Origin of the sequence: Blautia sp. HCP3S3_H10_2 (genome assembly GCF_052122375.1) — a bacterium.
Classification (GTDB): Bacteria; Bacillota; Clostridia; order Lachnospirales; family Lachnospiraceae; genus Blautia_A.
This window is the reverse complement of sequence record NZ_JBQKCL010000019.1, coordinates 33,471-47,539: the sequence shown is the minus strand read 5'-3', so window position 1 is coordinate 47,539 and position 14,069 is coordinate 33,471. Positions and strand designations below refer to the sequence as shown.

General features: G+C 39.8%; 14 protein-coding genes. 3 read left to right on the top strand and 11 right to left on the bottom strand.

Features of this window, described 5'->3' with window-relative positions:
• Nucleotides 1-7: 7 nt before the first annotated feature.
• The 3 genes from ACTQWB_RS17010 to ACTQWB_RS17000 form a co-directional block, all read right to left on the bottom strand.
• Nucleotides 8-985 (bottom strand): hypothetical protein, encoded by a 978-nt coding sequence (locus tag ACTQWB_RS17010; protein ID WP_441502613.1) that lies wholly within the window; start codon nucleotides 983-985, stop codon nucleotides 8-10.
• Nucleotides 986-1,310: 325 nt separating this feature from the next.
• Nucleotides 1,311-1,952, bottom strand: a complete 642-nt coding sequence (locus ACTQWB_RS17005) for a DUF5052 family protein (protein ID WP_441502614.1) — start codon at nucleotides 1,950-1,952, stop codon at nucleotides 1,311-1,313.
• A 158-nt stretch (nucleotides 1,953-2,110) separates the two neighbouring features.
• Nucleotides 2,111-2,554, bottom strand: coding sequence for an SseB family protein (locus tag ACTQWB_RS17000; protein ID WP_441502615.1), 444 nt, complete (start codon nucleotides 2,552-2,554; stop codon nucleotides 2,111-2,113).
• Nucleotides 2,555-2,738: 184 nt separating this feature from the next.
• Here ACTQWB_RS17000 and ACTQWB_RS16995 point away from each other — a divergent pair, with 184 nt between their 5' ends.
• The 3 genes from ACTQWB_RS16995 to ACTQWB_RS16985 all read left to right on the top strand — a co-directional run bounded on the left by ACTQWB_RS16995 (nucleotide 2,739) and on the right by ACTQWB_RS16985 (nucleotide 4,520).
• Complete coding sequence (locus ACTQWB_RS16995) at nucleotides 2,739-3,197, top strand: MerR family transcriptional regulator (RefSeq protein WP_441502616.1); 459 nt, start codon at nucleotides 2,739-2,741, stop codon at nucleotides 3,195-3,197.
• Nucleotides 3,198-3,457: 260 nt separating this feature from the next.
• The gene (locus ACTQWB_RS16990; RefSeq protein ID WP_441502617.1) at nucleotides 3,458-3,937 is read left to right on the top strand and encodes an RNA polymerase sigma factor; all 480 of its coding nucleotides are present in this window, start codon (nucleotides 3,458-3,460) and stop codon (nucleotides 3,935-3,937) included.
• Between the two features lie 70 nt (nucleotides 3,938-4,007).
• Nucleotides 4,008-4,520: a hypothetical protein gene (locus ACTQWB_RS16985; RefSeq protein ID WP_441502618.1), complete on the top strand. Its 513-nt coding sequence runs from the start codon at nucleotides 4,008-4,010 to the stop codon at nucleotides 4,518-4,520.
• A gap of 228 nt (nucleotides 4,521-4,748) precedes the next feature.
• Here the strand turns inward: ACTQWB_RS16985 and ACTQWB_RS16980 are convergent, their stop codons facing one another.
• The 8 genes from ACTQWB_RS16980 to ACTQWB_RS16945 all read right to left on the bottom strand — a co-directional run bounded on the left by ACTQWB_RS16980 (nucleotide 4,749) and on the right by ACTQWB_RS16945 (nucleotide 13,874).
• Entirely contained in the window at nucleotides 4,749-5,264 is a 516-nt protein-coding gene (locus tag ACTQWB_RS16980; RefSeq protein WP_441502619.1) for a cysteine hydrolase family protein, read from the bottom strand.
• Nucleotides 5,265-5,308: 44 nt separating this feature from the next.
• Complete coding sequence (locus ACTQWB_RS16975; protein WP_441502620.1) at nucleotides 5,309-7,054, bottom strand: nucleotide exchange factor GrpE; 1,746 nt, start codon at nucleotides 7,052-7,054, stop codon at nucleotides 5,309-5,311.
• Nucleotides 7,055-7,223: 169 nt separating this feature from the next.
• Entirely contained in the window at nucleotides 7,224-7,691 is a 468-nt protein-coding gene (locus ACTQWB_RS16970; RefSeq protein ID WP_441502621.1) for a GNAT family N-acetyltransferase, read from the bottom strand.
• A gap of 762 nt (nucleotides 7,692-8,453) precedes the next feature.
• On the bottom strand, nucleotides 8,454-9,401 hold the full coding sequence (locus tag ACTQWB_RS16965) for a helix-turn-helix domain-containing protein (protein WP_441502622.1): 948 nt from the start codon (nucleotides 9,399-9,401) through the stop codon (nucleotides 8,454-8,456).
• Nucleotides 9,402-9,627: 226 nt separating this feature from the next.
• Nucleotides 9,628-10,923 carry a group II intron reverse transcriptase/maturase gene (ltrA, locus tag ACTQWB_RS16960; RefSeq protein ID WP_441502623.1) on the bottom strand — a complete coding sequence of 432 codons (1,296 nt, stop codon included), beginning with the start codon at nucleotides 10,921-10,923 and terminating at the stop codon, nucleotides 9,628-9,630.
• Nucleotides 10,924-11,417: 494 nt separating this feature from the next.
• The gene (locus ACTQWB_RS16955; RefSeq protein WP_441502624.1) at nucleotides 11,418-11,825 is read right to left on the bottom strand and encodes a GNAT family N-acetyltransferase; all 408 of its coding nucleotides are present in this window, start codon (nucleotides 11,823-11,825) and stop codon (nucleotides 11,418-11,420) included.
• Between the two features lie 61 nt (nucleotides 11,826-11,886).
• Nucleotides 11,887-12,519: a GyrI-like domain-containing protein gene (locus ACTQWB_RS16950; protein WP_441502625.1), complete on the bottom strand. Its 633-nt coding sequence runs from the start codon at nucleotides 12,517-12,519 to the stop codon at nucleotides 11,887-11,889.
• A gap of 392 nt (nucleotides 12,520-12,911) precedes the next feature.
• Nucleotides 12,912-13,874 carry an Rpn family recombination-promoting nuclease/putative transposase gene (locus ACTQWB_RS16945; RefSeq protein WP_441502626.1) on the bottom strand — a complete coding sequence of 321 codons (963 nt, stop codon included), beginning with the start codon at nucleotides 13,872-13,874 and terminating at the stop codon, nucleotides 12,912-12,914.
• Nucleotides 13,875-14,069: the final 195 nt, after the last annotated feature.

Sequence of the window (14,069 nt, the reverse complement as noted above, 5' to 3'; positions counted from 1 at the left end):
ACATTTTTCAAATAAAAAGATCATTATCTGCTTTCAGCTTCTGCATTTCACGGATATATCTGGCAAACAACAGCACCGCCAGTACAAACGCCAGTGAAAATACCGGTATATTGACAGCATATTCCATCTGATAAAGCCGGTTCTGGAAAAAGAGCTGAAGCATGTTAAAACCGCCATCCAGACCAATCGTCACGATAAGCGTCCACATGCAGAATTTGCCCAGTTTCCCGGCAGTGTCTATGCATTCTTCCTGATACAGATCTTCTCTCATTGCTGCCAGAAGCATTCTCGCAAGAAAGACCACAATTATATTTAACACATACGGCACAATACGGACAATAAAATGAAGAAACAGGAACACATAAGTAACAGTCAGATTTGAAAAAGTGAAAAATCCCCCCTCCAGCTGCACTCCTGTATTTCCCTTCTGTACCGCTTCCAGACTCTGAAGCAGCCGTCCAAGCTCCTGGCCGAAGATCCCATACACCAGAATAATATTCACAGTGCCAAGAAGCAGCCACAAGCCTTTTTGAAGCTGACCGGTTCCCGCATTTTCATAATGAAGCAGCGCCCGGATGAGAAGATACCCCAAAAGTACAGAGTAAAAAGTGCTTCCCAGAGACCATTTGCCCGTTCCAGGAACTCCGCTGTTCAAAAGCCCAGGATTTATCATGTAATACATAAGAATAAAAAGAAACACACTTAAAAGAAAAAGCAGAAAATCAATTGGTTCTGATTTCTTTTTCCACTTCAGTAAAAACCAGACAATAGCCGGGATAAGGCTTATTACCAGATACAGAAGAATGGCTGCCCCATTTCCTACTGCACCGGAAAGCGACAATATTCTCAATCCGACGCCCATCTGCTCAAAAGGAAATGCAGCAATCGTAGTAAACAAAGCAGACGCACTTCGCTGTAAAATACAAAAAAGCACACAAGCCGCAGCTTCTACAGATAAAAGGGTGAAAAGATGCTTTTCTTTCATGAGGAAACCTCCTTTTGATAATGGACGTACTTTTATTTTCTGATTTTCCATGTGACAGAGCATGTTCTCAAAAAGCTTTCTGCATAATGTACGCCACAATTTGCAGAAATGTCCTTTAAATTATCGTAAAACAATAATTCTATAATTTTATTATAATTCAAAATTATCGTTTGTCAATAATTCTCATAAATAAAATAGTCGTCTTGGATTCTGCTCATCATCTAAGCAAAATTCCAAGGCGACTATTTTTTCTCTAAATACAACTTACAGAATACTCCGAAAAAGTTTCTGCTCCTCTCTTTCTACTGTATTCCGTTGACCTTCCCTACAACAATTTGCTGTCAATAATCTGATAATTTGCCCGGTGTATGTAAAGTGCCTTCCCGTCGATCATCAGCTTGGTCATCTTCGGTAAGTCTTCCGGAATCTCCCAGTACACATTATCTCCGGAAAATGCCGTAATCGGCTGCCCCAGCTGGGATTTGATTACCACGATCCGGGATTTCCCAAAGTAATTTTTGTATTTATTCACATAACGGGCAACTGCTGCACTATCTGTTATCCCAGAACTGCTGCTCTGGATTGCCTCTTCCGTAAAGTCCACCTCCGGGTTCAGGCCATCCTGCATAAAAATACAGGTGTCTCCACAGCTTTCAATTTCTTTTCCATCTATGGTGATGGTAATTACAGAAGAAAGGTCATATCCCTTGATTGCCTTTCCACTTTCATCATAACTGATAGTTTCTATTTTATTTCCAGTAATACTGATCTTCTTTCCTGTTGTCTCCAGAGTTTTGTTTCCATAATTATCGTAGGTATCAATGGTATAGCTGTTTCCTACCAGAGAGCCGTGAAGTTCATTGATCACGGAATCCAGTCCTCCTATCGAACAACCAGAAAGCAGAGCAGTTGCACTTATTAGCAGGGTTACACTTAGCAGCATAGCGGCTATCTTTTTCTTTCGCATACAAACTTCCTCCTGATAAATTTATAATCATACTACTTTAGCTTTGCTAATTGGCATTTCTGAGACATACAGATTGCAGGAATGTTGCAGGAATGTTTTTCAAACACGATCTACATTTCACTTTTTCCAGACATTTTTCAGATATCCAGCTTCCTGCCTCATGCATTTCCCAATATAATTTTAATCAGCGTTTTATCCAGCATCAATGTCCTGTTCCAGGGATTGATGATCACGCCGCTGATTTCTTCTTCTGATAATGCAGCCTCCAATACTTTCCCAATATCGCTCATAAAGGTAGACATCACACTCCCACTGCCTTTCAGTTCCTCATCAAAGCTGGTAAAAACAGCCCACCAGCTGTTTCCGTCTGTCGTTTTCACAGCCTGCAGCTTCATCTGTCCTGCCGCTGCATTTGGCTCAACTGCAATGATTACCTGCCCGTTTTCCCGCATTCTTCTTCGCACTACGGTTAAAGCGTGCGCCAGAAGCTCCTGAGTCGGCTGCTGTTGAAGTGCCAGAATGGCTTCCTCGATTCTCTCATTTCCAAGAAGCCCCTCGTCGATTTTATCGGAAGTCTTTTTCATATTTTTTTGATTATCCATAATTTTTCGTTTCATTCAGATTTTCTGAATTTTCTCCTTGATTTTGTTATATAGGGTTTGCTTGTCTTTCTCTATATTTTACCTTTGTCCATCATCCTTTTATCTATTTTGCCATCATGCATAATTTATGATATAATTTTCCCATTGATAGCGGCACGAACTTTTACCAAGGGAGGAATAAACGATGACGTACACAGTCGGTGAAATGGCGAAGCTGCTGGGTGTTCCCAGCTCCACTTTGCGTTACTATGATAAAGAAGGGCTTCTTCCCTTTGTGGAGCGCTCTTCCAGCGGAATCCGCATGTTTCACGAAAAGGATTATGAATGGCTGCAGATGATTGGCTGCCTGAAAAAAGCAGGCATGTCCCTTAAAGATATCCGGCAGTATATCCATCTCGCCATGGAAGGCGACAGCACCATTGAAGAAAGGCTCCAGCTTTTTTACCGCCAGAGGGAACTCCTCCAGGCACAGATGGAAGCACTTCAGCGTACTATGGATGTACTGGACTATAAATGCTGGTATTATGAAACCGCCAAAGAAGCAGGTACTGTCCAGATTCCCCAGTCTATGTCTGTGGATGAGCTTCCGCCACAGTTCCGTAAGGTAAAAAAAGATCTTGTAAAGGTACCGGTAGTCGATTAAGCTGGTGCCTTTTTCAAACAGGCTCTGGTCTGACCCACACGCCTTTTCCTTTAGCAGGCTTTCCTTTTATCAGCTCATCATAAATTTCCTTCTTATTTTCTCCATCTTACCATACTTTACATTTCTTATGCAATAAAAGATCATTCATATAGATTTTTTGTAACCTTTTCCCACTTTCATTTGTATTATTAGTGAAGGTACCGAAAATAAAGATGATCAATACTGCTGTTTTACCCGATTAAGCAGCAAAAGGAGTTCTCATGAGACAACCTGTACAATTACTGATGGAGCAGTACCAGAACAATCTCTATGCCGCAGCTTTTAACATCTGCCAGAACCAGATGGATGCAGAGGATGTTGTTCAGGAAACCTTTGTTCAGTATTACACCAGCAGAAAAGAATTTGAAAATGAGCAGCATATCCGTGCATGGCTCCTTCGCGTAGTAATCAATAAGGCAAAAAATATAACCCGGACTTTCTGGAAGAAAAATAAATGCTCCCTGGAAGACTACATGGAAACCCTCTCTTTTCCAGATACACAATCCAGGAATCTGTTTGAGGAAGTTATGAAGCTTCCGGACAAGTACCGTATTGTCATCCACTTATTTTATTACGAAGATTATTCCATACGGGAAATCGCCGGCATTCTGAAGCTTTCCGAAAGCAACGTGAAGGTACGTCTTTCCCGTGGAAGGGCTTTGCTGAAGGATTCATTAAAGGAGGAATGGGAAAATGACTAATCATGAAAAATATAAAAAAGCATTTTCAGCACTGCAGACCTCGAAGCGCTCATTCCAGGAGGTAGAAAATATGGCAAAATTACAGAAAAGAACAAAAATAAAAACAGCCGCTGCGGTAATCGCATGCTGCATTATCCTTGGCGGTACCGGTACCGCATATGCCGCAAATGTGGGCGGAATCCAACGCACCATCCAGCTTTGGATCCATGGCGACCAGACTACCGCTACACTTGATTTTTCCGATGACGGAACTTATAGCATGGAATACTATGATGAAGATGGAAATCTGAAGCAGTCTGATGGCGGTGGTGTTGCCATTAACCCAGACGGAACCCAACGGCCTCTGACCGCCGAAGAACTTATGGAAGAAATGGATTCCCCTGAAGTAGAATATGAAGACGACGGCAGCGTGTGGGTTTATTATCACAACCAGAGCATAGAAATTACAGATAAATTTAATGAACAGAATATCTGCTTCGTCAAAATCGATGATGGAAACAAACCTCTGTATCTCACTGTGAAATACCATAATGGATACAGTTATTCCAGTGATAAATATGTGGAGCCGGATGAGTTTAACTAAATGGATATTTCAGCGGATATAGTCTCACCATAAAGTGAGACTATGAGAAAAAAGCTACACATTAGATTCTTCTATGACGCCATAAGTCAATCTGCTATAACAAAATACGGAAACAGCAGCCAGGGATAGAATACCTGGCTGCTGCAATTTTAATCCTATTATAACCGTTCATAGTCAACCTCCAAAATGCTTCGCCTTTCGTTGGTCTGAACAGTTACATTATAGTGCTTAGATGATTTCAATCTGGCAAGCCTTCATAGCTTCCAGTGCCAGCTCATGGCTTTTGGGAGTTACACCTGCGCAGCAGTTCGCGTCCACAAGAATCGGCACTTCTGGCAGAAATGCTTTCAGAAGCATCGCATTGGAAATGACACAGATATCAGTACACAAACCAACCAGTGTAATACTGTCAATGGTCTCTGTTTTGTTGAATTCCTTCAGGACTTTTCCCAGAGTTTCGCTTCCAAAGGTTGGCTTATCAATAGGGCCTGACTCCAGAAGCTCGGCGATTTCCTCACGGATCTCCCAGCCATAAGTTCCTCGGATGCAGTGTTCCACTGGCAGCTTCCTGCCCTCCTGCGTCTGAAGATAATCTCCACCATGTGTATCTCTGGTCGCAAGCACAAGACCATTGAAATTCTTCACTCGGTCCACCACATTTGGCACGATTGCCTCTGCTTCCGGTGTGCCAAGTGCTCCGTCAATAAAATCATTCTGCATATCGATCACAACTAAAATATCCATCTTTTTCTCCTGTTAAATCCTAGAGCGTGTTTAAAATCATTTTTCTAAATCCCCGTTATTCTTTTTGAAACAACTACCCTTGCCGGGCGGTACAACTTTTCCCCAAAGAAATATCCATTCTGTACCACACGGACAACCAAATCTTCCTCAACCGCATCTGTCTCCTCGATATGTACCGCTTCATGAATATGGGGATCAAACCCAAGCCCATTCGACTCGATTGGTGTGATATTCAGTTTATATAAATTATCCCGCAATTTTGTACATAAACGTGTCAGAAGTAATTTTTCGTTTAGATATTCCATGCGTTTTGTGGTTCTTTCGGCTCCTGTCAATCCGTATTCCACATTGTCTTTCACAGACAATATTTTCTCAATAAACGCAGCAACGCTTATCTTTGTATTCCCAGGATTACATTCTTTTAGTACTTCCTGCACCTGCCTGACAATCATTTGAATTCCCTTTCCGATTGCAGAATCCATGTCCATCTCTTCTGCTCTTTCTGCCTCCTGGCAGAATGCTTCTGCCGCACACTGTACCTCTCGTATAATCTGTGATGGCACATATGCTGTTGTGATTGGAATGGGATTTATTTTCACTTTCGCGTATTGGTTCAGATCAAGCGCCACCTTTTTTCCTTCTGCCTGAAAGATCAAAGTAAGCGAAGTACTTGCGAATCCTATTTCTGTCCATACTTCAAACTGCCTGGTATTCTCTGGAAATTCCCGGAAGATCTTTTCGGTATCCCATTGCCGAATAAGTTCTTTTGAATGATTGCTCCCTAAATATAAATTCAATAGTTTCTTACGGATTCCCGATTCCAATGAAATATTAACAAGCTTGGTTCCTAGCGCAATATTCTCTGGCTTCTCACTCAGCCATGTTAATGGACAACCTTTTTCTCCCTGTCTTGTTACAATTTCCAGTCCTATCTTCCATGGGAAAATTGGACATGGCAGAATTCGCCTTGGGGTTTCGCCTATAAGATAGGTTCCCTGGACTGCTGCTCCACTGGCTGCTGCCACAGCAAGCTCCTCATAATTATCGGATTCTCTTCCCAAATCTGTGCGCGATTTTGCATCACTCATATAGTAGTTCACCATATCTGGTGTTGCATCCGGCAGTGTATTTCCAAATGTATATTCCAGGCTCTCCAAAACATCATCTGCACATTCGGCAGTCAGATTCTGTCTCTCATGATTTGCTATCACACGCACCAGCATTCTCTGCTTCTGTGTCACTAAATATACCTTCGACAAGGCACAGGCTTCTACAACACTCATGGACCTTATCACTTGAAATCCCACATTCTCCATGGCTGTCTGCACATTTCTCCGGGTTACGATCTCCGGTACAGAAGTAGTCAGAACGCAGTACTTAATTTGTGCCAATGCCGTTTGGGCAAGATTTCTTTTCAATTCTTTCATCAGAGCAATGCAGTGATTTATTCCGGCATCTCCCAGTGTAGAATAGCTGCCACGATCATTTTCCTGCATAAATTCCAGCACGGAGTTCAGGTTAACATCATCATGCAATTTTGTGTAAACAACTGCACGGCTGCCAGTAAGAATTTCATCAAATTCATCCAAAACATAGTATGCCGGAATACTGATAACCGGTCTTGTTTTTCCATTCATAAATATCCGTACATGGAGAACTTCCGTATCCAAATAGACTCCAAGCACCTCATTAGGAGGTAAAGGAATCTCCTCAGCATTATATTCTCTGGATTTTTTCAGAACCTCTTCTGCGTATGCGGCTCTCCATATTTTTCCCACAGTATGATCCATTTTTTTCCTCTTAGAGCTCTTTTTATACTCAGATTAGCATGTATCTATAGAAATGTCAAAAATTTATTTGTTTATAGACGCATCCATATCTTCAATCACCTGCATTGCCCGTCTAAGATAGTTCAACGACACTTTCTGCTTCAAAATATTTGTTAAACTGGAAATCAGCTTATTCCCTTATCATTCTGTAGAATGTTCCAGTACCAATTCCGGTTGTCAATTCATATGCCTGACCATCAATTCTGAACCCTGCTTTTTCGTAACATTTTATTGCTCTTTCATTCCATGTACGGACTTCCAAGTACAGCGGCTTATCAGGATATAACGTTTTGGAAATTTCATAAGTAATCAGCAACATCCGCTGACCATAATGTTTACCACACAGCTCAGGATTTACTCCAATTCCAATAAATACCTCTTCTTTTTCCTCCAATATATTAACAAAGCCTACCAATATACTTTCATCCCAAAAACCATAATAATTCTTTTCATGTTTGGGATTCATGAATCCAATCTGTAGAACTTTCATTTCTTCATAATCAGGGAGATTATATAAAGCATATTCTCCGCCATATTTCCATGCACATATTTGCCGCTTTGATTTTTCTGATAAATTTCTATATACCAATTCATTCATACCCTTTTCCCTATCAAAAACACCTAAATATATGTTTTCATTTTACCATGTTCTATCCCCAAAAGCTATTCTCAAATTACCAAAGAGCAACAACAGAAAAGCAACAGAAAAACCCCGGAAACCTTACGGTTCCGGGGCATCTTACGCTTGGACACACGGTATCTTACGATACCAAATTTATATAGTTATCTGTAGTCAGTGATTACTCGATAACTGTAGCAACACGTCCTGATCCAACAGTACGTTCACCTTCACGTTTATGAGTTTCTTAAAATCTCATTATTTTCTGTAATTTTTCGTGTCCTTATTGTCCTGTATTACGGATTTTCTGCGTTATATTTTTATTCTCTTTACTTTTTAGTATCAAAATGGTATCACAGCTCCATTTTTATGCACAGACAACTTCCGGTTGCGGATTCCTGTCCTGACTGTTATAATCGAAACATGGGTGCTACCATAACGGTAGGCGGTTAGTCCTTCAACAGAGGGACTGTGACCCTCTGATTACATAGAAACCCGAAAGGGAATCCACTGGAAAGGAGGGCTAAGCCATGAGTATTGTTGACTTCATAGCTGTGGTAAGCTTCGGCTTAACCTGCTTTGGTCTTGGATATACCTTTGGCAAGGATAATAATAAGCCACAAAAATAGCCGCCCCGGTCTGGTAAACTAGGCGGCAATTTTTGCTAAACATTTATCGGACTAACCGTCTATCGGTAGCACTCTTTTTCTATAATCATATTATCACGCATCTATGAAAATGTCAAAATTTTTCTTTGCTTATGGACGCATCCATATCTTCAAGAATCTGCATTGCCTTTTCTGCCTCGTCCGTTTCCACAAACACATCCACACCATATATCCCAAATCCAGACATACCATGCATAGCAACATTGGCACTCGCTTCCTGTGAAAAAGCAGTAATTCCATGTTCTTTTAATAGTTCTATAATCTTTCCTGCTTCTACTATGTCTTTAGCATTGTAGATTTTTGTACAACTTGTCATTGTTTTTAAATTCTTTCTCTCTTTAACAACATTTCGTCGTCCATTCTGGTTAAAATATGATAATACTCTAAGAACAATAAATGCTACAATTGTAATTCCTCCTAAAAAGAACAAAGCAAAATGTATCGTTTGCTTTTCACTTGCCCCCATTCTTCTCAGGCAAATACCATAAAATACTGAGAAAATTCCTGCACAGATTACGCTGGTAAGAAAATCTCTCCATAATGCTTCTCTGGCAGATAAACCTTTATCCCAGATACCATTATGTACCATGATAAACGCATATACAATTCCACCTACCAGGGCAATAAACGTTTCTCCTAATACAAATCGAAGGTTTACTGTCAATAAAAGTTGTATGATAATAACTCCGACACTAATCAGGAACATAGATGCAAAAGCAAGATTTCCAGCTTTTAAAGCTTTTTGTTTTACCCAATTTTCATAATCAGCTACCCTGTCTAATGTTTCTTTCATCTCTTTATTCATAGTCTGGCTCCTTTCTCCATCCAGGAGCTCTTTCATTTCAATTTCGTAATATTCAGCAATTTCAACAAGCATACTGAGATCCGGCATATTTGTCCCTGTTTCCCATCTGGAAACTGTTCTTGCAGATACTCCCAATACCTCAGCAAGCTGTTCTTGTGTAAGATTTTTCTCTTTACGACATTGTTTTAAAAAAGCTCCAATCTTTTTTGTATCCATGTCTTTACCTCTCTTTCACTTACAGCTTACCAACATATACCAAAATTACCACGACATAAAACGAGAATTCTCTAATTTTCCACCAGACATTGCCTGTCTAAGATGATCAAAAACACCTTTACTCTGATATTTTTCAGTCGAGTAGACTAAGACCTCTCAATCTTAGCCCCTCACAGATCCGTACGTGCGGCTTTCCCGCATACGGCTCCTCATAGTAACATTCACTTTAATATAAGCAATAGTACGTTTTAGGCTTTGCTAATGGATAATACTTGAGCATTTCCACAAATCCATTCCATGTGTATGCCCGTCTACAACCTCTCCGATTCATGGCTTTAAACAGAAACTGCTGAACTCTATGTAAAAATGTTGTTATCTTTCGGAAATTCCATGTAACACCATAGTACCGATAGTGTCCGATTAGCTTAACATTCAATTCCTTGATTATCTCTCGCATCGGTCGATTTCGATTATCATAAATCCAATTCTTATAGGCTCTGACCTTTTGCTCAAACTTCTTTCTTGAAGTCTGTACTTTTGGTGCGAAACCTCCTTTTCGGTTTTTGCTACAGTAGAAAGTAAATCCCAGAAAGTCAAATGTTTCCGGTTTATGTTCTCCTCTTTCCCTGCGATTCTGCTCTGCAAATCTTCCAAATTCAATCAGTCTGCTTTTACTACTCTCAAGTTCCAGACCAAACTTTTCCATTCGTTCTTTTAACTCTTTATAGTATCTTTCAGCTTCTGACTTATATTGAAATCCTGCAGCAAAATCATCCGCAAAGTTGACAAGAAAACACTCTCCCTGCATTTCCTTCTTCACTACAAGTTTGAACCACAGCGTCAGCACATGATGCATGTATATATTCGCAAGCATCGGACTCATTACGGAGCCTTGTGCCGAACCTTCCTCTGTTGGTTCAAATTTACCTTGTTCCATTATTCCTGCTTTAAGATATTTGCGTATCAGCCACAGTAAGTTCTTATCTTGTATGTTCCATTCGAGGAACTTCATCATCCACTCATGGTCAATATGGTCGAAGAACCCTTTGATGTCAGCATCTACGATATAGCTGATTTTCCCATAACTTATCCGCTGATATACCTCTTTTATTGCTTCGTGACAACCTCTGTTCGGTCTGAATCCATACATACAGTTTAGGAATCTTGGCTCATAAATAGCACCCAATATTTTCTTCACTGCCATTTGTACAATCTTATCCTCATAAGAAGCTATCCCTAATGGTCTTTTCTTTCCATTTGCTTTAGGAATATATACCCTCAGCGATGGAAGTGGCTTAAAGGATTTATTTTTCAGCCTTTGTACTAAATCCTTGATATTTCTATCAAGGTTCTTCCCATACTCATCTTTGGTGACCTTGTCAATTCCGACTGCTTTGCTCCCATCTAATTCCTTATGACATTGCTTTAGCATATCTTCATTTATCAAGTGGTACACTGATGTAAATATAGGATGTTTTGATGTTGCCGATATCTCAGCTATTCTTACTAATTTCGTTTCCATTATTTTCTCCGTCCCTGAGTACGGATAATGTGTCCTCAGTAAGACCTTTACTATGCAATCCCCTTCCCTCTATCGGTATTACCCGGTTTCTACAGTACTATGAGATTGTCCGACTACCTGCCATTCATTTGAAGTCCTCCGTTTTCAGTTGTGACTTCATACTCTTTTTCGAGAAACGGTAGGTTCTCCCCAGTTGATGTGTATTCACAATGTAAAACATGATTGGTTCTCTGACTCCGCAGTGCCACATAATACTCGCCATATCGTATTACATGATATTGTCTTCCGCACCAGTTAAGACGTCGACCGACTGAAGTTAACGTTTCGAAGCTCAATCACTATTCAACCCTGCTTTCTTGCTGTCTACGCTTGTCAAATGCTGTTACCGACATCATCCCAAGACTCGCTATTATCTGGTTGGCTAGACCTTGGATAAACCGGATTCCCGCCAGCTTGACTACACACCCTTAGCTGGGCGCACAACTGGAATTTGTCTATTTCTCCATAATATAATTTGTTAGCAATATTCCATTTCTAATAACTGTCTGTTCCTGGATAACGCTATATCCTCGATGTTCAAAGAATGCTCTGGCAGTAATAGACGAATGGGTAGTAATCTTCCTTCCGCCCACCGAATATTCCAGTTCATCACAAATTGCAGATGCAATTCCTTCACCTTGGTGGTCTTGATGAACAAACAATCTATCCAAGTAGCCGGAGTCATCAATATCACCGAAACCAATGATTTCATTATTCTCAACTGCGACTACCGTATGATGCTTTAATAATGATTCATCCCATTCTTTCAAATCCACTATACCGGTTGCCCAGACATCTAATTGTTCTTTTGTATAATCTTTGGCATTTACACTATGAACAGTATGATAAAACAACTCTGCCAAATGCCCACAGTCAGAAGTTCTGTACTTTCTAAGTCGCCTTTTATCCTCACAAATTTCGTTTTTACGCTTTCTTAATCGGATGCCTAATTACAGTTTTCCATTTCTCTGGAGCAACCCTTCTCGCATCAGACATATAAATCTCGTGGTGCAATCTATCTTTGTTAATATCGTTAATATACCCATTTTGTTCTAAATAAGTATCCATAAGAGCAACGGTGGCCGGCTCATCATCAAAAGAACCTATATGCATAATTTGAACGCATAATCCTTCATCAATCGTAAGATACTCTGCTGACGAACAATCGAGTTTTTTCTTTTTCGTTGCTGTTTCTACCGCCCAGTCAAAATCGGCTTTAGAAATGAAATCAGGCAAACGAATAACAGAAATCCAGTTAAAAGCAGATTTATTTGTATAATCTACATCCTCGACATCATCCTGCCACCAAAAACCTTCCAATGGAGGAACAACATATTCAAAGAAACCTTCTATTTTATAATCGGTCTTGTAACTCATTTTTAATGTGTATGCAACAGCATATAGAACACTGATTGCCTGCTGATATGCACCGCCTTCTTCATTCGGATTGCCTTTACCTCTGACCGCAATATAATTAGCCTTCGGGACATTTACAATCTCTGGTTTTTTCTTCGGCATATAAAATTCTTTATACTCTTTCTTAAAATCAAAAGCCATAACTACCTCCGTCAAATTCCGATTTGTTTCTTACATTCTATCACATTCTGCCTCAAAACTCTATTCTTAGATTGCCAAAGAGGCTGTCGGGAAATAGATAATTCCCGACAGCCCCTATCTTACGCTTGGACACAATGTACCTTGCGGTACTCTATATTTATATTAAGATGTTATGCTAAAATTACTCGATAACTGTAGCAACACGTCCTGATCCAACAGTACGTCCACCTTCACAGATTTAAGAAGGTTTTTATTCCGTCATTTTTCCTTTATTTACACTATTTTGGGCATACATTTTTGGGTGGAAAAAGCTCTATAAAATTATGTTTTTTCAAAATTATAGGGTCAAAACAAGGTCAGCCATTCTTCTCTCAATCTATATACTTCAGTCCCTACCAGTACATTTCCACATACTCTGCTGCATCTTTTTCAGATACAGAAAAGTCTTTCATTATACTCTGAACAACATCGCTCTTACTCATGTTGAATCTTTTGCAAACCTTAATATTAGCAGAGATTCCTTCTCTGATTCCTTCCTGCCTACCCCTTTCGACGCCCTCGTTTACCAGTTCTTCTAATGCACTGCACATATTGATCTGACCTCCTCTTCTTTCTGATTGCAAAGCATGGTCAATTAGTTTCTGTGATTCTGTAATTGCTCCAATTACAACTCCAAGTTCTGCCGAGATCTCTTGATTTTTATACAAGGTATTTATTTTTTCAAAATCACGTTCATAGATAGCCCGGCTCACATCAAATACAACATTTACATCTGAGTTTCTAAAGTGTAAGAATCCGCTCTTTCTTAATTGCAGCAAATTCATCTTATAATCAGATATAAAGGGGTTTAGCTTTTCTGGTATCTCTAACATATCGCTCAGACAAAATGGACCATCCCATTCGTTTTCACCATAGTACACACATAAACTTACTACAGGATGAAGACGATCCGTTTTCTTGAAATTGGAAAAAAATTCATCCGATGATTGAAAATCCTTATCCATCTTATTCCGGGCTGCAATTTCATTATATTCTTTTAAATAGGAAAGAGAATCTCCCAGCATATGTCTGAGCGGCATCGCATAATGAATTTTAGCCTGATTTTCTAATCCCCAGAGTACAAAATCAACTCCATAAGCTGTTTTCTTTACTACATCCAGTACTTTCTGGACTGTCTCAGCATGTCCATTAAATTTTATCAACGATGAAACATCTGTATCTACTTCCGAAAGATCAGCAGGATTTAATACCTGTGCTCCATCAAACAGAGCTGCATTAAATAAATCCGCAAAATGAGCGTTATCTTTCCAAAAGTTCTTTAGTATGGTATCCGGTTTTACTTTATTTTTTTCCAAGTTTAAAACACCTCCCACACATTTTCTATAATCAATATACCATATCCCAATCTATATTTCCATAATCAGTTCTTAAACGAGTAAAAAATACGGAGACTAAAGCCTGAACAACGCCAACTGTTAGAGGCATTTTTACACTCTCTTTTTACTGAAACAAAATAAGCAGACTTACATGATATGTGTTTTCATGTAAGC

Excerpts from the sequence above, each read along its gene's own strand:
- ACTQWB_RS17010 (WP_441502613.1), bottom strand. The coding sequence starts at position 985 with ATGAAAGAAAAGCATCTTTTCACCCTTTTATCTGTAGAAGCTGCGGCT.
- ACTQWB_RS17005 (WP_441502614.1), bottom strand. The coding sequence starts at position 1,952 with ATGCGAAAGAAAAAGATAGCCGCTATGCTGCTAAGTGTAACCCTGCTA.
- ACTQWB_RS17000 (WP_441502615.1), bottom strand. The coding sequence starts at position 2,554 with ATGGATAATCAAAAAAATATGAAAAAGACTTCCGATAAAATCGACGAG.
- ACTQWB_RS16995 (WP_441502616.1), top strand. The coding sequence starts at position 2,739 with ATGACGTACACAGTCGGTGAAATGGCGAAGCTGCTGGGTGTTCCCAGC.
- ACTQWB_RS16990 (WP_441502617.1), top strand. The coding sequence starts at position 3,458 with ATGAGACAACCTGTACAATTACTGATGGAGCAGTACCAGAACAATCTC.
- ACTQWB_RS16985 (WP_441502618.1), top strand. The coding sequence starts at position 4,008 with ATGGCAAAATTACAGAAAAGAACAAAAATAAAAACAGCCGCTGCGGTA.
- ACTQWB_RS16980 (WP_441502619.1), bottom strand. The coding sequence starts at position 5,264 with ATGGATATTTTAGTTGTGATCGATATGCAGAATGATTTTATTGACGGA.
- ACTQWB_RS16975 (WP_441502620.1), bottom strand. The coding sequence starts at position 7,054 with ATGGATCATACTGTGGGAAAAATATGGAGAGCCGCATACGCAGAAGAG.
- ACTQWB_RS16970 (WP_441502621.1), bottom strand. The coding sequence starts at position 7,691 with ATGAATGAATTGGTATATAGAAATTTATCAGAAAAATCAAAGCGGCAA.
- ACTQWB_RS16965 (WP_441502622.1), bottom strand. The coding sequence starts at position 9,401 with ATGGATACAAAAAAGATTGGAGCTTTTTTAAAACAATGTCGTAAAGAG.
- ltrA (WP_441502623.1), bottom strand. The coding sequence starts at position 10,923 with ATGGAAACGAAATTAGTAAGAATAGCTGAGATATCGGCAACATCAAAA.
- ACTQWB_RS16950 (WP_441502625.1), bottom strand. The coding sequence starts at position 12,519 with ATGGCTTTTGATTTTAAGAAAGAGTATAAAGAATTTTATATGCCGAAG.